The sequence below is a fragment of the Thalassobacillus cyri genome (genome assembly GCF_900107755.1).
Lineage (GTDB): Bacteria > Bacillota > Bacilli > Bacillales > Halobacillaceae > Thalassobacillus > Thalassobacillus cyri.
In genome coordinates this window covers 13,144-35,054 of record NZ_FNQR01000018.1, presented here as the reverse complement: position 1 = coordinate 35,054, position 21,911 = coordinate 13,144, and the positions used below count along the sequence as shown (strand labels likewise).

Below are 21,911 nucleotides of genomic sequence, written 5' to 3'. Positions count from 1 at the left end.
ATTATCTTCTCCCTTCAAAACTTTCTAAAAGAGCTAATGCAGCCAAGCGGTACCCTATCAACCCTAGTCCCACTACCTGTCCTTTACAGACCGGTGCTAGCATGGAGTGCTGCCGGAACGACTCCCTTTGATGAACATTGGAAATATGCACCTCTACTACTGGAACATCGACTGCGCTGATGGCGTCTCTAAGAGCAATGCTTGTATGTGTATAAGCAGCTGGGTTAAATATGATGCCATCATACTTTCCTTCAGCTTGTTGGATGGCATCCACTAAATCCCCTTCATGATTCGACTGATAAGCATCAGCCTCAGCCTCATGTTCCTCAGCGGTTTCTTTCACCAGATCCACTGCATCTTTCAAGGTACCCTGGCCGTATATACCCGGCTCCCGTTTCCCTAGTAAATTCAAATTGGGTCCATTCAAAACCAGTAAGCGCGTCATCACGATCTCTCCACCTCATAGAATATTCACACAAATCAATCTTATCATAATCATTGTTCTTTTAATAATTATTTCCCTGAGGTAGTATCAGTAGAAGGCTGATTCAAATCATGGTACTCATATGAAATGGAATACCCGACAAACGTACCGTATAAAACAAATAAGCAAATAGTAGTTACAATCGTATCACTTGTAAGGTCCGGGAGAGCTGGCACAGCCGCAAATATCGGATTCAGTAAATAAAATATAACTCCCCAAATTGCCAACCCATAGAGTATACCAGGCATGACGCCATTTGTTTTTTTCAACATTAAATAGTAGACAAGAGCACCTATAATGGCAACCAAACTTACACCTATAATTCCCAGCACTTCTCCAAGGAAGGCACTAGACCAGCTGGTTTGCCAGAATGAACGAATAACAAAGGATGCTGGGGAAACCTCCGTAAAACTGAAATAATAAGCAAGGGCTCCGAATATACTCCAAATCATCCCCCCTACAAATCCTGTCAACAATGACTTGTTTACAATGCTTACTTGTTTTTCTTGTTGATTTTGCTCTAATTGCTTATCTTCCATATTCCACACCTCCTTTAGATAGTTTTTCCCGGAAGACAGAAAAAAATCCGAATCAGCGTAGTTAACAGTAAAAGGGGCTAGTGATACCCTGTTATTTGCTGTAAAATATAAGTAAGAGGTAAATCCAACATGAGGCTGGTGTATCTATGTCAGAAAAAAATTCAATAGCATATGGCGGGCAAGCTGTTGTAGAGGGAGTCATGTTCGCCGGAAAGAAAAGCTATGTTACTGCTATACGTAGAAAAGATAAAAGTATTGAATATTTTGAGCTGGAACGGACAGAATCTAAAATAGCGAATCGTCTAAAAAAGATCCCTTTTTTACGAGGTCTCGTTTCTCTTATTCAAGCAAGCGCGAATGGAACCAAACACTTGAATTTTTCCAGTGAACGTTACGATGTCCACCCGGATGATGATGAACAAATTGAAAAAGAAGAGGAAACTTCAAAACTAGCTATGATTTTAGGCGTAGGAGCGCTGGGGGTCTTATCCTTTTTCTTCGGGAAACTGATTTTCACAGTCACTCCCGCGTTTGTTGCCAATTTCTTTGAACCTGTAATTTCAGGCAGGTTCGGGCAAGTAGCACTTGAAAGCTTTTTTAAACTTATTTTATTATTGGCCTACATTTACTTCATCTCCATGACACCAATTATAAAAAGAGTATTCCAGTATCATGGAGCTGAACATAAAGTGATCAACGCTTACGAAAATGGAGCACCTTTAACTATTGAAGGAGTTCAAAAGCAATCGCGTCTGCATTATCGCTGTGGGTCTAGTTTCATTCTTTTCACGGTCATCGTCGGAATGTTCGTTTATATGTTTGTAGCTACCGATCCATTATGGTGGAGAATTGTAAACCGGATATTTTTGATTCCCATTGTAATCGGCCTGGCTTTTGAAGTACTTCAATTGACGAATAAAGTTAGAAATGTCCCTGTATTACGTTTTTTAGGGTACCCAGGCTTATGGCTCCAACTGCTGACAACAAAGGAACCACAAGACGACCAAGTGGAAGTTGCCATACATTCTTTTAAAAAAGTGCTTGAAAATGATGAAAATGACCGAAAAGGTGGTATACAGAATAGTAGGGTGATCTCTTAGCGATTTGAAAATGGAAGGGAGGCACATGAAAATCATGCCACGCAGTCGTATGACGCCTATCATTTATATCTTGATCGGGCTAGCTGTTGTCGGACTCGTTATGAAACTGGCGACCGATGCCATGGGGCTTTTGACAAACCTTTTGATTATGGTTGGAATAGCAGCAGTTCTTTACTTCGTTCTTAATCATTTCTTGATGAAACGGAGAGGTGGTTCATCAGATGAAATGAAAAAATACAAGCAAGCTGTTAAACAGTCCAAAAGGAAATATAAAGGGAATGCCACAAGCAGCAAACCGAATGTGAAATCTACATTCCCCCCTTCTCCTACCGTCAATAAAAAGAAACGAAAAACAAGTGCTGCTCATCTTCGTGTAATTGAAGGAGCTAAAAACAAGAAAAAAAATCGAGCCTCATCTTAATGATGAGGTTCGATTTTTTTATTTTCTCCATTTCCCTATGAACATTTCAGCATGTTCTCTTCCAAGCTCGATCAATTCATCTTTTTGGGTTTCACTCAACTGAAAATCGGTTGTATCTATGGTGGTCACCGGAATAAACAGGATGTCTGCACTCTTGGACTTGGAAATATACCGAGCATCATGTGCTTGTTTCATAGTAGAAAACAATGCGTGGAACATTTCTATGGAGTTATTTATTTTCCTTTCAGGGAATTGACTCGGGGGATTACTTAATTTCATCCCTAGAATTGGTCGCACCCTCTTTCCATCGCGGTTTTCTAAGGACCAGATAGGAAAGTTGCTTAGTAAACCACCATCCACAACCAATGATTTGACACTTGATTTTCCTGCTAATTTTACAGGAGTAAAATAATAAGGAAGTCCGGCGCTCATTCGAACTGCTTTCGCCACAGGGAATTGGTAGGGATCTATATTATAAAATGTTTCTAAGTCATCAGGAATAACAAGGATTCTTCCTAACGTCAAATCAGAACAAATGATTTTCAGTCCCCCTGCAGGAAGGTCACGGAAAGTATAAACCCCTTTGGCGGCCAATCGGTCATACAGCCAGCGTTCAAGCCTATCTCCTTTATATAATCCCATTCTGAAATATAAAAGCAGCCACTTCGTAAAAGGAATCAGCCTATCAATTAAAGGAGGATCTACAAAGGTTTCAAAATCAAGCTCCCTTAATACGGTTTCTAATTCATCAATGCGATATCCGGCCGCTAACAGACTGGCAGTTATCGCACCAGCTGAGGTGCCAGCCATTCGCTGAAATACATACCCTCTTTTTTCAACCACCTGCAGCGCACCTACAAAAGCAAGAGCTTTGACTCCTCCGCCTGAAAAAACACCATCAATTTTCATAGGTCCCCCCCTTAGAGGCCGTTTGTTTCATATATAAGGGGAAACAAGCTCGTATAGAACCGAAAACTCCCGAAAAAAAGACGCACCTCATCGGCACGCCTTTGAAATACAGTTTTTAAGTTGTTTCTTTATCGTTATTCTCCTGGACTTGTCGGAGTCCTTTGATCCTTGACTCATCCTCTTCAAAAAATTGCACTAAATCACCGATGCGATCGATGGAGTTCCAGCTTAAATGGTGTTCGATCCCTTCCACATCTTCATAGATGTTTTCATTATCCACACCGATGATTTCTAGAAACTGTTCTAACAATTCATGACGGTAGACCAGACGTTTTCCTATTTTTTTACCTTTCGCTGTAAGCACCAGACCACGGTATTTTTCATAATTTAAATATTGGTCACGATCCAATTTCTGTACCATTTTGGTTACAGAAGAAGGGTGTACGCTTAAAGCTTCAGCGATATCAGATACACGAGCATAACCCTTCTCTTCTATCAGCATATATATTTGTTCGATATAGTCCTCCATACTCGGTGTCGGCATGTTAATCCTCCAATACTGCCTTCTTGTTAACTTTTATGTATAGTAAAAATCATACACTAGTTTATAATACGTGACAAGAAAGACCCTCAGTGTGCACTTCGTATAAAAAACCTTGCAGAAATGAATCCTGCAAGGTTTTTTGATTTTACAATCCACACTTCAACTGTGCATTACAGTTCGTACAAGTGTTACAGCCGCCGATATCTTCTATTTTCCCTTTACGACAGACTGGACACGTATTACCAACTTCTGAGCCGATGGTTACATCTGTTTTCGTTAATTCTTGTACCGTATCCATCAATACGACCCGAGGCTTTTTATCTTCTTCAAATTCAAATTCTGTTTGTTCCCCTTCAAAGTCATTCTCTTCTGCTTTCAAGGTTAAAACCTGAGAGTCACGGCTGCCATCTACATAAACAGTGCCGCCCTTCGCGCCGCCTTTGTATAGTCGTTGATATACACTTTCGACTTGTTCTACCGAGTATCCTTTAGGAGCGTTCACAGTTTTTGAGATCGAACTGTCTACCCAGCGCTGAATAACACATTGGGTATCTGCATGCGCTTCAGGGGACAGACTCATAGCGGTGACAAACCAATCAGGCAGTTTGTCAGAATCCTGTTGTGGATTTGCATCAAGATATTCCTGGACGATATCCGCCTTGACCTCGATGAACTTCCCTAATCGTCCGCTTCGGAAATAAGAGAACGAGAAGTATGGCTCAAGCCCTGTAGATACCCCTACCATAGTACCTGTACTACCAGTAGGCGCAACCGTGAGCAGGTGAGAGTTACGGATGCCATATTCAAGGATTGCTTCCCTGATATCTTCAGGCATTTGTTTCATGTAACCGGTCTCGACAAAACGGCGACGGAGTTCTTGTGTTTCTTCCTCGCTTTCCCCAACTAAATAAGGGAAGCTGCCCTTTTCCTTCGCTAGTTCGATGGAAGCACGGTAAGCTGTTGTCGCTATCGTTTCAAATATCTCATCAACTAGTCTATTACCTTCGTTGGAGCCATATTCTGTTTCACAATAAATTAACAGATCATGAAGTCCCATGACGCCAAGACCGACACGACGTTCACCAAGTGCTTGTTTACGATTCTCTTCCAAAAAGTATGGTGTGGCGTCAATGACGTTGTCCTGCATACGGACGCCGGTTTCGACTGTTTTCTTCAATTTATCGTAATCTACTTTTTTGTTATCCTTATCTGCCATAGCAGCCAGGTTGACTGCTGCCAAGTTACAGACAGAGTATGGAGCGAGAGGTTGTTCTCCACATGGATTTGTTGCTACTACCTTTTGCCCATAAGCTGTAGCATTGGTCTTTTCATTGGCATTATCGATGAAAAAGATGCCAGGTTCAGCAGAGTAAGTGGCACAAATATTAATAAGGTTCCAAAGCTCTTTAGCTTTGATCTTCCGGTAAGTACGAACATCATAGCCTCTCTCCTGCCACTCGCGTACATCTCCTACTTTATGCCATTCTTCATTATACTCAGCCATCTCCTGCTTCGTATAATTTTCTACATCCGGGAAACGCAGGTGGTATTCTTGATCTTTTTCGACCGCTTCCATGAATTCCTTTGTAATGCAGACGGAAATGTTCGCACCCGTCAAGAAGTCTGGGTTATGAACTGTATATGTTCCTCCAGTCAACAACTTTTCTTCTGCTTCTCTGATCGCTTGTTCCGTGAAACCGCCATAACCTGGCATGTTTTTATAATTGACAACGCTTTGATACATATCTCGTTCTGTTTCTGTCAATGGTGTGAATTTCAACTTTTCCTGGGCTAACCGTTTGATTTGCTCATCTTCCGTATTTTCAATTAAAAAGCGTAGAATTCTTGGGTTCTGCATTTTGGAAATGATGAACTCCAGTACATCCGGATGCCAATCGGAAAGCATGATCATTTGAGCTCCGCGTCTGGAACCACCCTGCTCAACGAGATGGGTCAGCTTGGCAATATCATCCAACCAGGATACAGAACCTGACGATTTCCCATTCACTCCTCTGGCAAGGGCGTTGCGTGGCCGTAGTGTAGAACCATTCGTTCCGACGCCGCCTCCGCGTGACATGATTTCCATCACCTGCTTACGATGGTCCGAGATTCCTTCACGGGAATCCTGGACAAATGGCATGACATAGCAATTGAAATAAGTAACATCTGTATTGGCGCCAGCCCCGTATAAAACACGGCCTGCCGGTACAAAATTCAAATCAGAAAGTTCTTTATAAAATTCTTCATACCAGGTTTGTTTGTTTTCAGGGACAGTCTCTACCTCTGCTAACCCTGCAGCATTACGCATCGCGATTTGTTCATAGAAAATCTCCAATGGTTTGTCGATGGTATCAAGATTACGGGCCACTATCCCTGTTTCCCGCTCCTTGTCGTTATCCAGTACATGAACAAACTCCTTCTCGACTTTCACTTTTGCTTTCTTCGCTTCCCAATCGATGGAATCAATAAACCCTAACCCCCGTGCTGGAAAGTTAGGATCTTCTTTGACAGTCAGTACCACAAAGTCTCCTTCACCTAATGTAAGTCTTTCGGTATCCTTGAATGCGTAGCGATCAAGCATAACAAGACGAGAAACACCTTTATGGGTTATTTTCATATCCGGCTCTATTTCGTGAACCTGTGGAAATTGTCGAATATCTTTATTCAACCGCTCCACATCGATGTTTGTATGAGATTCTGCAGTTGTTGGCATCAGTGAACCTCTCCTTCACTATTTATTTTATTTAGGATTGGTGGTATTCTTCTTGTTGTTGATATTTTTTAATTTCTACAAGTAACATACCACACCGAGAGATTCTTAATCAATATATTGTGTTCTTTTTTTAAAAAAGCACCAGATATTGTGTTTAGAACGAAATGAACTGCAATTGTCAATCGTAAAAAAGGTTGAAAATAATAGAGAAATAGAGATAACAATAGCAATTGCTTATTTTTATCTCTCAGATAAACTTTTTTATCGTTTGCAAATGGCAGCGACTTTCTTATCGGTGACAAGAGCGTGTCTACATATCATAAACAGTAAGTGGAAGAATTATTTTTGACAAAAACTCTTTGAAAATTAGTCCAATCATCCATATAATAGATAAAGGAATAGACAAATGGGGGTATCAGTAAGATGGAATTATTGATTATAACGATTATTGTTCTGCTTGGATTTTGGTTATATAGATTTTTTAAAACCCGTAAAATTCTCACTACATTGACAGAAGAGGAATTCAGACAAGGATATCGCAAAGCACAACTGATTGATGTAAGGGAGCCGAAAGAATTCAAAGGCGGCCATATCCTGGGGGCAAGAAATATTCCACTATCTCAGTTGAATCATCGTCTTATCGAAGTCAGAAAAGATCAGCCTGTATATCTTTATTGCCAAAGCGGCGCACGTTCAGCTCGTGCAGCGGCAGTACTCCATAAAAAAGGGTACCGGGATTTGAATCAGCTAAAAGGTGGATTTAAACACTGGGGCGGAAAAATCAAACAAGGTTAATAAAAAAGCATCCGATAAAGGATGCTTTTTTATTGTCTAGTGATTGTGAATAACATTCTGCAGTGGGCTCAATCCAGCTCCGACGCATAGGACGTGCTAGAGCCGATGTCGCCACACCAGAACTACTTCTTTGAAAGTACTTCGCAGAAAAAGACAACGTCTTTTTTGAGGACGTGGCGTTTTCATCGGCCAGCGCCTACCCCCTCGAGGTCTTAAGTCAATCCTCTCTCGGCTTATCGCCAATGGTTTTGGCGGAAGCCTTAGTTTTATTTATACTTTAAACCTTTATTAAACTTAATTGGAATGAAAGTACAAAAAACGTCATGACGAGGCTTGGCTTAAGCTTGTCGGGGGTGAACAAGGCGCTTGCGCTTTTGTTCTGTTCTCAGTCTTTGTTATAGCGCAAAATCGGTTTTCTGGCTGCCGTCGTTTCATCCATTCGGCTGACCACTGTAGTATGAGGAGCTTCCTGGACAATTTCCGGATTCTCTTTCGCTTCATTGGAAATTTGAATCATCGCATCAATGAAAGCATCCAGGGTTTCCTTTGATTCTGTCTCTGTTGGCTCCACCATCAAGGCTTCCTCTACATTCAAAGGGAAATAAATAGTCGGCGGATGATAGCCGAAGTCCAATAGTCGCTTCGCAATATCAAGTGTCCTTACCCCCAATTTCTTCTGACGTTTGCCTGATAATACGAATTCATGTTTACAATGCTGAGTAAATGGCAGCTCATATTCCTGTTCTAAACGCCTCATCATATAGTTGGCGTTCAATACAGCATGCTCACTTACCTTTTTCAGCCCTTCCGCTCCCATCGTCCGAATATAGGTATAAGCACGAACGTTGATACCGAAGTTGCCATAATACGGTTTTACTCGACCGATAGACTTAGGGCGATCATAGTCAAAGACATAGTGATCTTCTTTCTTCGTTAACACCGGCTTTGGAAGATAAGCCGCAAATTCCTCTGTAACCCCTACCGGACCGGATCCGGGTCCTCCACCGCCATGCGGGCCAGTAAAGGTTTTATGAAGGTTCAAGTGAACGACGTCAAACCCCATGTCCCCCGGTCGAGCATATCCCAAGATGGCATTCAGATTTGCCCCATCATAATAAAGCTTTCCACCTGCTTCATGGATGATAGCCGCCATTTCTAATATATGCTCTTCGAACAAACCTAGTGTGTTAGGGTTCGTCAGCATCAAAGCAGCTGTATCCTCTCCAACAACACGCTTTAAGTCTTCTAAATCAACCAAACCACGCTCATCTGATTTGACCGTTACAGCATCAAATCCTGCAACAGTTGCAGATGCCGGGTTCGTACCATGGGCGGAATCAGGTACGATCACTTTCGTACGCCCATAATCACCATTCGCTTCGTGGTAGGCACGAATCATCATGAGTCCTGTCCATTCCCCGTGTGCCCCTGCTGCCGGCTGTAACGTCACTGTATGCATGCCAGTGATTTCTGCAAGGGTTGTTTGTAGATCATACATCAATTCTAATGCCCCTTGCACTGTTTCTACCGGTTGATGAGGGTGAATATGACTGAAGCCAGTCAGCCTCGCTACATCTTCATTCATTTTAGGATTGTACTTCATGGTACAAGAACCAAGCGGGTAAAACCCTGAATCTACTCCATGGTTACGTGTTGACAGTCCTGTATAGTGACGCATAATTTGCAACTCACTCACTTCTGGCAGGTCCGCTTCGTTTTTGCGGATGTAACGGTCATCCAGCATTTCTGTCAAATCTACCTCTGGGACATCCATCTCCGGAAGGCTGAAGCCTGTACGGCTCTCTTGGCTATGTTCGAATATTAGTGGAAAATCTTGATTACTCATGTAAATCCCCCAATTCTTGCGCAAATTTGTCGATCTCTTCCTTTGAACGTACCTCCGTGACGGCGATCAGCATATGCCCAGAAAGCTCTTCATAATCAGTGCTTAGATCATAACCACCGATGAATCCTTTCTCCAGCAGCCTCTTGGTCGTTTTCTGGATATCGGTACCGAGATTGACGACAAGTTCATTAAAAAATGGCCCTTGATAGGTAACTGATAACCCATTACCTTCTAATGCTTTCTTCATATAGGCTGTCTTCTGGATATTCGTCCAAGCCATTTTTTTGACTCCTTGCTTTCCTAATGAAGACATAGCAACCGATGAGGCAAGTGCGTTCAAAGCCTGGTTCGAACAAATATTGGAGGTCGCTTTATCACGTCTGATATGTTGTTCCCTCGCCTGCAAAGTCAATACAAAACCTCTTCTTCCCTGCTCATCTTTCGTCTGGCCGACCAAGCGTCCTGGTACTTTCCTCATCAGCTTCTTAGTCGTGGCAAAATATCCGCAATGGGGCCCTCCAAATTGTGCAGGGATTCCAAACACCTGGGCATCCCCTACGACAATATCCGCTCCAAATTCACCGGGCGGCGTCAAATAACCTAATGCCAAGGGATTACTGGAGACAATCATCATGGCTTTTTTCTGGGTATCAAGCAATTCTCTCACTTCTGCTAAAGGTTCAATTTGACCAAAGAAATTAGGATATTGAATTACTACCCCAGCTGTGTTTTCATCCAGCTCTGAAGCCAGGGCTTCCAGATCAGTAATCCCCTCTTTATGGTCGATTTCAACAATTTCCACTCCCGGGCCATTCGCATAGGACTGGATTACCGCACGAGATTCCGGATGCACGGCACGGGATACAATCACTTTTTTCTTCTTAGTAGAACCAGCACTCAAGTTAACCGCTTCTGCCAGCGCTGTGCCTCCGTCATACATGGAGGAGTTGGCAACATCCATTCCAGTCAGTTCACTAATCATGGTTTGGAACTCGAAAATCGCTTGCAGTTCCCCTTGAGAAATCTCTGGCTGATATGGCGTGTAAGCAGTATAAAACTCAGACCTGGAAATGACATGGTCCACGATTGATGGAATGTAATGGTCATAGACTCCCGCGCCAAGAAAGGAAGTATGTGACTTCAAGTTGACGTTGGTTTCTGCCAATCTGGTCAGTTCCTTTGTCAATTCAAACTCATTAGCCGGCGGCTTGATGTCCAGTTCCCCTTTGAATCTTACTTTTTCGGGGATATCTTTGAACAACTCTTCTGAATCTTTAACCCCAATCGTATCTAACATTTCCTGTTTGTCTCTTTCCGTCATTGGTAAATAACGAAACTCCATCATAAATCCCCCTGCCTGTTTGAATTAACCTCGTTTATAAAATGGTGTTTGGACTACTTCTGCTTTCAACTTCCGCTTACGTACCTGCACTTCGACCTCAGTACCAATTTCGGTATGATCTATTTTCAATAGTGCTAAACCGACATTTTTTCCTAGAGTTGGAGATTGGGTGCCAGTCGTTACAAACCCGATTTCATCTTCTCCGGCAAAGACTTTGTATCCAGTTCTTGGGATTCCTTTTTCTAGCATCTCTATCCCGACAAGCTTACGTTCCAGCCCATTTTCTTTCTGTTTTAGAAGTGCATCTTTTCCTATGAAATCTGCCTCTTTTTTCAGTTTGACTGCAAAAGACAGTCCCGCCTCAAGTGGAGAAATCTCTGGGGATAGCTCTTGTCCATACAAAGCCAGATTAGCTTCAAAACGAAGGGTGTCTCTCGCTCCTAATCCAATCGGCTGCACTCCTTCCGCTTCCCCTGCTTCAAGGATTTTCTGCCATAATACAGGTCCCGATGTCTTTGGAAGATATATTTCAAATCCATCTTCTCCAGTGTAGCCAGTCCGGGAAACAATCGCTTCGTCCGGAACACCTTCAAAAGATACCGGAGATTCAAAACGGAAGAACTTTATCGCGGATAAATCCGTTTCAGTCAGTGTTTGTAACACAGCCTCAGCTTTCGGCCCTTGAAGGGCAAGCTGTACATACGCATCGGATTCATTCCTTAAAGAAACCCCGTCAATCAAGTGATCTTCCAACCACTGATAATCCTTTTCTACATTTGCAGCATTTACGACAAGTAGATATTTATCCTCTTCCAATTGATAAACAATCAAATCGTCGACAGTCCCACCATTTTCATAACACATAATGGTATACTGTGCTTTTTTTGGTTCCAATTTGGAAACATCATTGGTAAGCATTTGTTGCAAAAATTGTTCGCTATTCGTACCTTCTACAAAAATTTCTCCCATATGGGATACATCAAAAAGCCCGGCCTTGGTTCGTGTTGCTTCATGTTCATCCTTGATTCCAGAAAATTGGACAGGCAAGTCCCACCCGCCAAAATCAATCGTTTTCGCGCCATGCTTTTCATATTCCGGAAACAACGGCGTCCTTTTTAAATCAGCCATGCGAACACTCCTCTACTTATATTTTACTCTCATAAAAAAACAGACAGATATCCCACTGCTATGATGCGGGATACTCTGTCCATTCACCAGAAAGTTTCACCTAAAAGTTGAAAACGCATTCAAAGCATCTTGTATTTAAGGCTTGCTTCTTGGGTGGTTCACGGATGTGAACACTCTCCAGAGGTGCGTCACACAAGGGTCTTTTTGCCTGAGAGATTCACATATCATATGCTTGCTCCTTCGGCGCTACTGATGTAGTCTCTCCCCCTGTAGTCATTCGCGGTAGTATTTATTTTTCATTTGGGCATACTAACCAGTAAAAGCTGTGAAAAATCTGTCATTTTGTCACAAATAATTATATCACATGCTCTGGCATGTTTTAAAAGTTATTTTACCCCTAGTTAAATCTGTTAAACAGCACAGGGGAAAGGAGGCTTCAATAGTATGGATATCTTACTAGATGAAGATTTTGGAGAGGAATTAGTAAAGCAGACTGTAAATCCTGACGCAATCAGCAATTGGAACCAATTTAAACTTGCTTACCAGGCGGCTAAGGCATCTTCTGTACCAACCTTCGAAGGGCTGGTCGCACTGAATCATCTGCCACACATCGACTTTCTTTCCCATCAAAGAGAAGCAGCGGAAGAAATCATTCATCAAATGCAAGGAAGAGCTATCCTTGCTGATGAAGTCGGTTTAGGGAAGACAATTGAAGCTGGCTTGGTACTTAAAGAATATTTGATTCGTGGGATGGTGAACAAAGTATTGATACTAACCCCAGCCTCCCTTGTCAATCAGTGGGTGATCGAATTACATGAGAAGTTTTTTATCCAGGCTTATGCTCCCAAAAAAAATCCCGCTTGGAAAGATGCAGATATTATGGTGACTTCCATTGATATGGCGAAGAGAGAACCTCACCAAAGCGAAATATTATCTATTCCTTATGACTTGATTATCATCGATGAAGCTCATAAATTGAAAAATCCTGCCACAAAAAACTATCAATTCGTCAAAGCATTACAAAAGAAATACTGTCTTTTACTGACTGCTACACCAATCCAGAACCGAATCACTGATATATTCAACTTAGTATCAATTTTAAAACCAGGTTATCTGGGAGACTTGACGACCTTTAAAAAAGAATATGGGAAGAAAATGGGAAGTATAGATAGCAACCTGAACCTCAAAAAACTGATCAGCAAAGTGATGATCCGAAATCGAAGGCAAGATACAGGTCTTGCCGATACTAAACGACTGGTAAAAACAGAGTGGATTGAATTCTCAGAAGAAGAGCAGAAGGTTTATCAAATGCTAGAACATATCAAAGGTACTCACCCTTCTTTTACTTATTTGACCCTGGCAAAAGAATTATGTTCCTCACGTGAGGCGTGCTTTTTATCCAGTAAACAAATGTATGATAAACTCGGAGACCCTGAAGCGACGGGACCTTTGTATGAATTGATTTCTGGAGTGGAACAGCTTCCCCAACATGCTAAAGCGAAACGGATGGTTGAACTGATCCAGCAAACAGATGAAAAATTCATCGTATTTACAGAGTACCGAGCAAGTCAATATTATCTACAATGGTATCTCCAGCAACATGGCATATCATCTGTACCATTCCGGGGCGGTTTCAAACGGGGCAAAAAGGACTGGATGAAACAATTGTTCCGGGATCATGCACAAGTAATGATAGCGACAGAAGCAGCCGGGGAAGGAATCAACCTGCAGTTTTGCCGTAACATGATCAATTATGATCTCCCATGGAATCCGATGCGGCTGGAACAACGGATTGGGCGCATTCACCGCTTCGGGCAGGATAAAAACGTACAGATTTATAATTTTGCCATTAAAAACACGATTGAAGAACATATCTTGAACTTGTTATACGATAAAATCAAACTATTTGAAAATGCAATTGGCGAACTTGACCACATTTTAGAAGAATTAGATATTAGAGATTTAGGAAAGGAAGTAGAAGCCATCTATTCAGAATCTGCTAGTTATGGAGAAGCGAAAATTAAACTTAATAACCTCGCTTCCGTCATTTCATCTCATTCTGAACCCTACCGGAGGTCGTCATCATGAAAGAAGCAGCAGCTCACGAACAGTTTGTCAGAAGTTTCTTCAACGAGTATGAGTGCCCGATAGTATCAGATGAAAATGGCCGTCTTGTCATTCAATTGACCGATAAGATGGATGAAGCTCTAATGAACAGACCATTCTACTGGCATTACATGAAGAAGATGGGCAGGCAGGGCGATCCGATGTCACTCACGTTAATTACCAATCCTAATTTGACAGAGGAAAAAGGAGAATATATTCATTCCGGGTCTCCTCGCTTACGCCAATTATACCGCTATCTATTAGAACATTGCCGATTTACCAAACTTTATGAAGTTGTCAATGCTTCCGGGCAGCAAAGCTCTCTGGTTCCATGGCTAATCACTAATATTAGGGTCAGTTATTACGGCAAACAAAAAAAAGATGAACTTTTATCAATCGGGCTCAACCTTATTCATGGTACGATGGTTTCCTCCATCATGGAACGGTTAGAAAACTACCAACTTGAAACAACGATCTCAGATTATACCTTTCCCATGACACCTTTGATTCGTATACCAAGTGGTTACCAGCGCATCCTGCGTTTCATTCAAGAACATATCGAGAATACAGATCAAACCTGGGCAGTCCAGGCACTGGAAACCTTGGAGGAAGAAAAACAATTGATCCATGCTTTCTTTCAGGAAGATGATGATGAAGAGAGAGAGTTGATGGAAAAAGAGGTTGAAGGCTTAATGGGACGCTTCACGCCTAAGGTAACTATAGATGTGTTGAATGGGGGACTGTTTTATCTTACACAAGAAACGACTAAAGAAGTAATCAAATAAGGTTGTCTCCAAAGTAGAGACAACCTTATTTGTTACGGTTAAAAAACATTTTCATTGCTGTCGGTAAAATGCCAAACCATTTATTTCGTTGTGGCTGCTTGATTTTTTGCCGTTTACGTTTATGTTTTTCCTCTTTCGATAAATTCATATAGCGGACAAATTCTTCCGTGACGTACTTGACGTAATCATTACCGGACATAGCATTCACCCTTGTTGGTTTTATTAACTCTAGTATGACCGGATTTATTTAACTCAATACGTGAAGGATTTCCTTGGCTAAAAGTTCAGGACTTTTTTCATCTACATCCATAACATAATCAGCAGCTTGTTCATATATGGGACGTCGTTCTTCTAAAAGTTGAAACTTTTCATCTTCTTTCCCTTTCCATAACGGCCGATTTACATCCTGTGACAACCTCTTATTAATGATGTCAAAGCTTGCATCAAGAAAAATGACGGTACCACGACGCATCAACTCTTGATTGACCGGATTCATCGGAACCCCTCCACCAGTTGAAACGACAACGTCCTCTGCTGGAATTTCTTGCAGCAATGCAGTTTCCAGCTTTCGAAAATAGGCTTCCCCATTCTCTGCAAATATTTCTTTAATCTTTCTCCCTTCGCTTTGTTCAATCAAATCATCCATTTCCATTAGGGTAAGTGATTCTTGCTGACAAAGGATTTCTGCCACTGTAGTTTTACCGCTCCCCATAAAACCAATCAAGTAAATCGTCTTCATGTTTCCCCCTCCTATAAAAAATTTTAATCCATGCAGGATTTTTGAAACATTTGTCGAATTATGTAATTTAAACTAAAAAGCGAGGTGATATATTGAAGTGAGCTCTACTGCAAATTTATCTCATCAGCTGTTAATTTCAGCTATTCAATCAACTGCTACAGATATACACTTTTCCCCCTATCTTCAAAAAGTGGACATTCATTTTCGTGTCCATGGAAAACGGATATTTCACTCCTCCATTACTACTCCAGTTTACGTGAAATTACTTTCCTATTACAAATTTACCTCCGGAATGGACATTGGAGAAATTAAAAAGCCTCAAAACGGGACGATTACTTTCCGAAATCATGATGACCTGTTTTCCTTACGTCTCTCTACACTTCCGATCCAATCAAATGAAAGCCTGGCTATCCGGATCCTTCCGCAAACCGAGTCCCTTTCCCTGGAAAAGCTTTTTATCTTTCCTGCACAGTATAAAAGAATTCAAGACTGGCTCCGCCATCAAAGCGGTATGATTCTCTTTACAGGACCAACAGGCAGTGGAAAGACCACTACCCTTTATGCATTACTGCAAGCTTTGATAAAAGAAAACTCTTATCAGGCCATTACATTGGAGGATCCAATTGAAAAAAACATAGAAAACATTATTCAAGTACAAGTGAATGAACGAGCGGGTATTACCTACGATGCCGGACTCAAGGCAGCATTACGACACGACCCTGATTTAATCATGGTAGGTGAAATTCGCGACAGGCAAACTGCTCAATTTGCCTTTCATGCTGCTCACACGGGCCACCTTGTACTTTCCAGTTTACATGCTAAAGATGCGTTAGGCACCATCTTACGATTAAAGGAGATGGGCATTCAGACAGTCGACTTGGATCAAACATTGATATCCATAGCTTCTCAACGATTACTCCCGATTGAATGTGCTACCCATCTTCCTAAACGAGCAGCCATCATGGAATTAATGGACGGTGAGTTACTCCGTCATGCTATCCACCAACACTCTCTCCCCGCTCACCCACCCTTTCAATCCTTTGATCACTTAAGGAGAAAAGCCTATGCATACGGTTTCCTTTCCGAAAATGAAGTTAATTAGCAGCAAGTCATCAAAAACTTTGCCACAAAAACTCCAGGTACAATTTCTGGATCGGATGAGCCATCTCTTGAATAAAGGTTACCCCTTGCTTGAAGCGTTAACTATTTTGACCTGGGATGAGCGGTTTGATGGGCTTGCTACAGAAATAACACAGCAATTAAAAGGGGGTAAGCCAATCGATGTATGTCTTCAAGCTTCAGGTTTTTCAAGAAATGTCGTCTCATTTTTATATTTTGCCAGAATGCATCGGAATCTTGATGAAGTTTTTCATCAATGCAGCACAATGATTCAATTAGAAAATAAATATGTAAATAAATTCAAACAAGTCATCCGTTATCCTGCTTTTTTGAGTGTATTTTTAGTAATCATGCTTTTTGTCATCGATCGTACCATTTTTCCTGCTTTTTTGACTATGTTTCAGTCCCAGGAAACAGGAAGTAAAGGATTAACGGTGGCAGTATATATAACAGGTTTTCTTATCACCTTCGTTAAAGTGGCAGGGCTTTTAGTGGTTATCGTATTTATTTACTGGAAAATAAGAAAAAGCTCCATTTCTTTAGAAAGACAACTTCTAATGTACGATAAAATTCCTTTACTTAGTGATTATCATAAGCTGAAGACTACGTTTTTATTTGCTACTCACTTGCACTCCATACTTTCCACAGGTGTTTCTATGAAAGAAGCGTTACACATTATGAGCAACCAGTCCCATTATCCCCTGCTTAGCCATCAAGCTGATATCATCCTCGATCACCTGGAACAAGGAGCAACCCTTGCACAAGCAATCCATCAATGCCAGATGTTTCGCCCTGAACTGACAACCATTTTCCATAAAACATCGGACCTCACGACCTTAACCAGAGACTTAGCTATGTTGTCTGAGATGCTTACCGACATGACGAAGCAAAAGTTGAATAACGCATTGGAAATCATCCAACCAGTTTTCTTTATCATCATAGCTGTGTTCATTTTATTTATTTATGGCTCGATTATGTTGCCTATGTATCAGTGGATGAACCAAATATAGAAAGGAAGTAACAATTATGTTTAAAAATGAGAAAGGTTTCACGTTGATAGAAATGTTAGTTGTCTTGCTTATTATTTCAGTATTGTTGATTATAACTATCCCGAACATAGCCCAAAACAATCAAATGGTACGTGATAAAGGTTGCGAGGCGCTGGTTAAACTGGCGGAAGCACAAGTGCAAGCGTACTATATCAATGAAGGGGGAATGCCGACCCTAATCAGCGATTTAGAGACTAAAGGATATATTACTCAGACTACATGTCCTAATGGCGAGAGCCTTACATTGACAAGTGAAGGTAAAGTAACATCAACCCCATAGGTGGGTGGAATATTATTATGTTAACAAAAAACGGCTATACGTTGCTTGAAACCATGATTGTGCTATTAACTTTAAGCGTTTTCCTTGCGATTGCTGTCCCCATCCACCGTCAAACCCAGGATCATACTGCGTTTACTAATTTCTACAAACAATTTGAAGATGATGTTTTACTTACACAGCAATTATCGATGAACAATCAATCATTTTACGACCTGATGATCATGCCTGCACAAAAAAAATATTTATTAATGGATACGAAAAAAGAACAAAAAATTATTGAGCGTGACATCCCACAGGCGTTGATGATCGATATTCAGACTTTACAATTACCCATCCGTTTTTCCTCTGACGGCACCATATTCAACCCAGGCAGTTTTCGTATAAAAACTCCCAATAATACCTATAAAATTGTCTTTCCATTCGGTAAAAGCAGGTGTTATATGTATGAAATATAATGGCTTCACATTGGTGGAAGTAATAGTTGCATTCGGGCTAATGCTCACCCTATTATTGAGCACTTTACCCATTATGATGAAAGTAAACATGGAAGAAGCTATTCTTACGGACCGGAGAAAAGTGACAGCAATTTTGCACGATGAGTTACTTAAAAAAGTAAATGCTCCAGTGGTGGGAGTTATGAGTTACTCTATTGATGATTTTACTAATATCCACGTAAGCTTTGAAATCCAGGATGGCTTAGTAAAAGCATGTGCGGATTGGACCAGTAATCAAAATCACACAGAAAAGGTTTGCCTTTATGGATATCGAAAAAATTAACGGATATACAATAGCTGAAACAATCATAAGTTTATTGCTAGTCACCTTAATACTCACCTTACTCGCTCCATTATTCCAATTATTTTCTATTGATAATCGGCAGCAGGAACTAAGTATCCGCCAATTCTTTACATTTACCTCAGATGAATTGGCGTTTAATGACATAGTCTCCGTACAATCCACTCGTCTGGAACTTCTTTCTTATCACGGTGAACTTATTACGATCGAAAGGTATGGCTCTTCTGTTAGAAGACAAGTTGGTGGACGGGGACATGAAGTATTATTAAGGGATATTGAAACAATCCAATTTACTTTGCAAAATAATCAGCTGCTTGTTGTAATTAAATCCTTGGGAGGAAAATCTTTTGAAAAGCGACTTCAAACATACACCAGCCACATACCGTAACGGCTTCATATTTCCATTTGTGTTACTTCTATCTATTCTTTTCCTCGCTGCCACAACTACCTCTATTCACTTATATCAAAACCATCAATATACAACCGAACTCCATTATGACAATATTGTAATGGAGACATTATTTCAGAGTGGGTTAGCTAAATTTCATAAAGAAATGAGTCACAAGGAAGAACTTCCAAAGTCCGGTGAGGTGACGTATCTTTTCCCGAAAGGTGATACTTACATCCAATATACATGGATAGCAGAGCGTACATATGACCTGCAAATAGTCATTACTACCAATAAAGGTGTCACCAATAAATTTGGACGAAAGTATACATTTGGGTGAACACGGAATAAAATTCTTTGTTTTTTATTTGAATAAATTTTGAAGTCCGGTACAAACTATAGTTACATCATAATTAATGGGCTATAGCCAAGCGGTAAGGCAGCGGATTTTGATTCCGTCATTCGTTGGTTCGAATCCAGCTAGCCCAGCTATTAATGAGAAAGCATGCTAACGAAAAGTTGCTCACTTTTCCAAGCATGCTTTTTTGTTTTACGTCACATTTTAAGGTTAACAAGTTAGCCATATTAGCAATTTGTGTACGTTTTTTAACATTCTTTCCCTTTCAGTAAAATCCAGCCTGGTTTGTATTATAATGAGGGCAGACCTATTAAGAGGGGTGACTGTTAATGGAACAGACATTAAAAATTACTAACGTATTAAGTGATCCAACCCGTTTTCATATTTATGAGTTTATCGTCCAAAAGAACACAGATGTTACCGTCCAGGATATTGCTGAAGCTTTTGAAATACACCCGAACGTTGCACGCCTGCACTTATCGAAACTAGAAGATGTCAATATGTTACTTTCTCACACTAAGAAAACAGGGCGTGGGGGCAGACCAAGCAGAGTTTATAATCTATCTCACGAAGTGGTACAGCTTCACTTCCCTTTCCGTGATTATCAGTTGTTAGCACAGATTGCCTTTGAAGCCTTTGCTGACATGGGTGAAGCTGGGAAAACAGCTCTCTATTCAACCGGTAAAAAATTCGGAAAAGAAATCATTGAACGACAGACTTCGAATACTTCAAACTTAAATCGTTTTAAAAAACTTGAACTATTGAAAAACTCCGCACAAATGACTGGATTATTTCCGGAATTTCACCAACAAACAGATGATACAATTGTATTTACTGTAAATAATTGTCCATTCAAAGAGGTAGCCTCTCGTCAGAAACAATTAGTTTGTGATATGCACAGTCACTTTTTAAAAGGCATGTTTGAAGCGATGTTTCAGGATATCAAACTAAAAGAAGAGCATAATATGATGGACGGCTGCGCAAACTGTCTATACAAAGCTCAAATATGACATTTTTGTGAGGATTCGTTTTACATTCTTGGTTGAGTCGTTTATAATATCTATGATAGTTTCATCGAAGAAAAGGAGGGGGAAAAGCATGGATCGTATGTTCCGCGTGCTTGCCTTTTGGACTGGTATTTTTACTGTCATGTTCTACGTTGGCGACATGAATGAATCGGCTTTATTATTTTTAGTTCAAACGGCTTTTTTCCTTGCAGTAAGCTACTTAAAGCTGTCAGAACGTATGTACATGTACATATTTGGTGCTTACCTGACAGTATTTATGATCGGTTTTACGTATTACACAACATTTATCTTACAGCCAGGGTTTCATTAAAAAAATCTGTTATCCTTAATCGGATAACAGATTTTTTTTATGCCTTTCTATAGACTCCTTGTTTATTTTTTTAGCCTGGATACATACATCAAAAGCATGACTATATCCATTGCCAGCAACCAGGGAAGAGATAGCACGATTCTTTTTGCTTTCTTCCGAGAAAGGATCGGCGTTGTTATGGGCAATCAGTTCCTCTAGAATACCGGATTGAAGCAGGAATTCTTTTTGCTTCTTAAGAAAAATGTTCTCCCACCCTATATCTTCACCGAGAGCTTTCCATATATCCCAATGAACATGATGTGTAATATCCATTGAGCCTGGATCCTGCAACACATTCTTGACCAATTGATGCTGAGAATAACCCCGTAAGCTTCCTTCTCTTCTTGCAGGATGATTCCAATCCTCCCTCTCATATCCATAGTCTACCGTTACAATCAAACCTCTATCCAGAAGAGTGTCCAACTTTCGCACAGCGTGAATCATATAGAGAGGAATCTCTATGCGTTGTCCTTCTTCTAAATGGATGTTATAGGTAGTCATAAAAAGGGATAATTCTCTGTCCAATGGCCGGACCACTTCCTTGAAATTATCCTTTTCATCCAATGATACTTGAATCTCCACCATATCACCATCGCACTTCTCCACCACTTTTACTGGTTGCGCATCCAGCCATTCATTCGAGAAAATTATGCCCTCAAAAAAAGAGTTTTGATTTAAAAATTCATCCATACTTTCATAGAGGGCAAATCCCCCTTCTGACTCATTTACCTTTAAGGTGTCACGATGGAAAGGACTTTTTTCTATCAGATGATATGTATAGGGCGCTTGATGTCTTTTTAGGCGCTCCATCACTTGATGGGCGAAGGTCCCGTCACCTCCACCTATTTCACAAATTTGCAACGGGATATCAAGGGTTTGAGTCACCTTGAAGAAATAATCAGCGAAAATCTCAGCAAATATGCTATGAATCATACTTGAAGTATAGAAATCACCCTCTTTGCCAACCTTTATTCCATCTCTTTGATAATATCCCTTACCTTCATGATAAAGGGAGTATTCAATAAAAGTGTCATAGCCAATGGATCGTTCTGGGCGGTCCTCAATTAAAGATTTCAAAATTTTCTCCATTGCTG

Annotated in this window: 25 protein-coding genes, 1 tRNA gene and 1 riboswitch; of the genes, 15 read left to right on the top strand and 11 right to left on the bottom strand. The window is 40.8% G+C overall.

Annotation, left to right across the window (positions count from 1 at the left end; genetic code table 11):
* Position 1 precedes the first annotated feature (1 nt).
* A complete protein-coding gene (aroQ, locus tag BLV00_RS17510) occupies positions 2–445 on the bottom strand; it encodes a type II 3-dehydroquinate dehydratase (RefSeq protein WP_093046293.1) in 444 nt (147 codons plus the stop codon).
* 68 nt (positions 446–513) lie between these two features.
* On the bottom strand, positions 514–1,023 hold the full coding sequence (locus tag BLV00_RS17505; protein ID WP_093046257.1) for a YqhR family membrane protein: 510 nt from the start codon (positions 1,021–1,023) through the stop codon (positions 514–516).
* Between the two features lie 146 nt (positions 1,024–1,169).
* Between BLV00_RS17505 and BLV00_RS17500 the strand changes: the two genes are divergently transcribed.
* Both BLV00_RS17500 and BLV00_RS17495 read left to right on the top strand, forming a co-directional pair.
* Positions 1,170–2,123, top strand: coding sequence for a DUF1385 domain-containing protein (locus tag BLV00_RS17500; protein WP_093046256.1), 954 nt, complete (start codon positions 1,170–1,172; stop codon positions 2,121–2,123).
* 25 nt (positions 2,124–2,148) lie between these two features.
* Entirely contained in the window at positions 2,149–2,544 is a 396-nt protein-coding gene (locus BLV00_RS17495) for an SA1362 family protein (RefSeq protein ID WP_245729005.1), read from the top strand.
* Positions 2,545–2,562: 18 nt separating this feature from the next.
* On the opposite strand, the gene BLV00_RS17490 is transcribed toward BLV00_RS17495, so the two are convergent.
* The 3 genes from BLV00_RS17490 to BLV00_RS17480 form a co-directional block, all read right to left on the bottom strand.
* Positions 2,563–3,453: a patatin-like phospholipase family protein gene (locus tag BLV00_RS17490; protein WP_093046255.1), complete on the bottom strand. Its 891-nt coding sequence runs from the start codon at positions 3,451–3,453 to the stop codon at positions 2,563–2,565.
* A gap of 115 nt (positions 3,454–3,568) precedes the next feature.
* A complete protein-coding gene (mntR, locus tag BLV00_RS17485) occupies positions 3,569–3,997 on the bottom strand; it encodes a transcriptional regulator MntR (RefSeq protein WP_093046254.1) in 429 nt (142 codons plus the stop codon).
* Positions 3,998–4,142: 145 nt separating this feature from the next.
* Positions 4,143–6,710: a vitamin B12-dependent ribonucleotide reductase gene (locus BLV00_RS17480; RefSeq protein ID WP_093046253.1), complete on the bottom strand. Its 2,568-nt coding sequence runs from the start codon at positions 6,708–6,710 to the stop codon at positions 4,143–4,145.
* A 423-nt stretch (positions 6,711–7,133) separates the two neighbouring features.
* On the opposite strand from BLV00_RS17480, the gene BLV00_RS17475 reads away from it, so the two are divergent.
* A complete protein-coding gene (locus BLV00_RS17475) occupies positions 7,134–7,505 on the top strand; it encodes a rhodanese-like domain-containing protein (RefSeq protein WP_093046252.1) in 372 nt (123 codons plus the stop codon).
* Between the two features lie 385 nt (positions 7,506–7,890).
* Here the strand turns inward: BLV00_RS17475 and gcvPB are convergent, their stop codons facing one another.
* From gcvPB to gcvT, 3 genes are read right to left on the bottom strand one after another with little or no spacing between them, the layout of a single operon-like run.
* Complete coding sequence (gene gcvPB, locus BLV00_RS17470; protein ID WP_093046251.1) at positions 7,891–9,351, bottom strand: aminomethyl-transferring glycine dehydrogenase subunit GcvPB; 1,461 nt, start codon at positions 9,349–9,351, stop codon at positions 7,891–7,893.
* A complete protein-coding gene (gene gcvPA / locus BLV00_RS17465; RefSeq protein ID WP_093046250.1) occupies positions 9,344–10,693 on the bottom strand; it encodes an aminomethyl-transferring glycine dehydrogenase subunit GcvPA in 1,350 nt (449 codons plus the stop codon). Before gcvPA ends, gcvPB begins: the two co-directional genes overlap by 8 nt.
* 24 nt (positions 10,694–10,717) lie before the next feature.
* Positions 10,718–11,821, bottom strand: coding sequence for a glycine cleavage system aminomethyltransferase GcvT (gcvT, locus tag BLV00_RS17460; protein WP_093046249.1), 1,104 nt, complete (start codon positions 11,819–11,821; stop codon positions 10,718–10,720).
* 186 nt (positions 11,822–12,007) lie between these two features.
* Positions 12,008–12,098: riboswitch (glycine riboswitch) on the bottom strand.
* Positions 12,099–12,265: 167 nt separating this feature from the next.
* On the opposite strand from gcvT, the gene BLV00_RS17455 reads away from it, so the two are divergent.
* Positions 12,266–13,909 (top strand): DEAD/DEAH box helicase, encoded by a 1,644-nt coding sequence (locus BLV00_RS17455; protein ID WP_093046248.1) that lies wholly within the window; start codon positions 12,266–12,268, stop codon positions 13,907–13,909.
* Positions 13,906–14,712: a YqhG family protein gene (locus tag BLV00_RS17450; RefSeq protein WP_093046247.1), complete on the top strand. Its 807-nt coding sequence runs from the start codon at positions 13,906–13,908 to the stop codon at positions 14,710–14,712. The genes BLV00_RS17455 and BLV00_RS17450 overlap by 4 nt, the downstream gene beginning before the upstream one ends.
* A gap of 25 nt (positions 14,713–14,737) precedes the next feature.
* Here the strand turns inward: BLV00_RS17450 and BLV00_RS17445 are convergent, their stop codons facing one another.
* Together BLV00_RS17445 and BLV00_RS17440 are read right to left on the bottom strand one after the other, a co-directional pair.
* The gene (locus tag BLV00_RS17445; RefSeq protein WP_093046246.1) at positions 14,738–14,911 is read right to left on the bottom strand and encodes a YqzE family protein; all 174 of its coding nucleotides are present in this window, start codon (positions 14,909–14,911) and stop codon (positions 14,738–14,740) included.
* A gap of 48 nt (positions 14,912–14,959) precedes the next feature.
* Positions 14,960–15,451 (bottom strand): shikimate kinase, encoded by a 492-nt coding sequence (locus BLV00_RS17440; RefSeq protein WP_093046245.1) that lies wholly within the window; start codon positions 15,449–15,451, stop codon positions 14,960–14,962.
* 97 nt (positions 15,452–15,548) lie between these two features.
* On the opposite strand from BLV00_RS17440, the gene comGA reads away from it, so the two are divergent.
* The 10 genes from comGA to BLV00_RS17390 all read left to right on the top strand — a co-directional run bounded on the left by comGA (position 15,549) and on the right by BLV00_RS17390 (position 20,778).
* Positions 15,549–16,553 (top strand): competence type IV pilus ATPase ComGA, encoded by a 1,005-nt coding sequence (gene comGA / locus BLV00_RS17435; RefSeq protein ID WP_093046244.1) that lies wholly within the window; start codon positions 15,549–15,551, stop codon positions 16,551–16,553.
* Positions 16,516–17,580 carry a competence type IV pilus assembly protein ComGB gene (gene comGB, locus BLV00_RS17430; protein ID WP_093046243.1) on the top strand — a complete coding sequence of 355 codons (1,065 nt, stop codon included), beginning with the start codon at positions 16,516–16,518 and terminating at the stop codon, positions 17,578–17,580. Before comGA ends, comGB begins: the two co-directional genes overlap by 38 nt.
* A gap of 16 nt (positions 17,581–17,596) precedes the next feature.
* Entirely contained in the window at positions 17,597–17,899 is a 303-nt protein-coding gene (gene comGC, locus BLV00_RS17425) for a competence type IV pilus major pilin ComGC (protein ID WP_093046242.1), read from the top strand.
* A 17-nt stretch (positions 17,900–17,916) separates the two neighbouring features.
* On the top strand, positions 17,917–18,354 hold the full coding sequence (gene comGD / locus BLV00_RS17420; RefSeq protein WP_093046241.1) for a competence type IV pilus minor pilin ComGD: 438 nt from the start codon (positions 17,917–17,919) through the stop codon (positions 18,352–18,354).
* Positions 18,344–18,676, top strand: a complete 333-nt coding sequence (locus BLV00_RS17415) for a prepilin-type N-terminal cleavage/methylation domain-containing protein (RefSeq protein WP_093046240.1) — start codon at positions 18,344–18,346, stop codon at positions 18,674–18,676. Before comGD ends, BLV00_RS17415 begins: the two co-directional genes overlap by 11 nt.
* Complete coding sequence (locus BLV00_RS17410; protein WP_093046239.1) at positions 18,657–19,082, top strand: ComGF family competence protein; 426 nt, start codon at positions 18,657–18,659, stop codon at positions 19,080–19,082. The genes BLV00_RS17415 and BLV00_RS17410 overlap by 20 nt, the downstream gene beginning before the upstream one ends.
* Positions 19,042–19,422: a hypothetical protein gene (locus BLV00_RS17405; protein ID WP_093046238.1), complete on the top strand. Its 381-nt coding sequence runs from the start codon at positions 19,042–19,044 to the stop codon at positions 19,420–19,422. The genes BLV00_RS17410 and BLV00_RS17405 overlap by 41 nt, the downstream gene beginning before the upstream one ends.
* Positions 19,423–19,499: 77 nt before the next feature.
* A tRNA-Gln gene (locus tag BLV00_RS17400) sits at positions 19,500–19,571 on the top strand.
* A gap of 198 nt (positions 19,572–19,769) precedes the next feature.
* Positions 19,770–20,450: a helix-turn-helix transcriptional regulator gene (locus tag BLV00_RS17395; protein ID WP_093046237.1), complete on the top strand. Its 681-nt coding sequence runs from the start codon at positions 19,770–19,772 to the stop codon at positions 20,448–20,450.
* 88 nt (positions 20,451–20,538) lie between these two features.
* Positions 20,539–20,778 (top strand): DUF2626 domain-containing protein, encoded by a 240-nt coding sequence (locus tag BLV00_RS17390; protein WP_093046236.1) that lies wholly within the window; start codon positions 20,539–20,541, stop codon positions 20,776–20,778.
* A 15-nt stretch (positions 20,779–20,793) separates the two neighbouring features.
* Here BLV00_RS17390 and BLV00_RS17385 read toward each other — a convergent pair whose 3' ends face one another.
* A complete protein-coding gene (locus BLV00_RS17385) occupies positions 20,794–21,906 on the bottom strand; it encodes an SAM-dependent methyltransferase (protein ID WP_093046235.1) in 1,113 nt (370 codons plus the stop codon).
* Between the last annotated feature and the right edge of the window lie 5 nt (positions 21,907–21,911).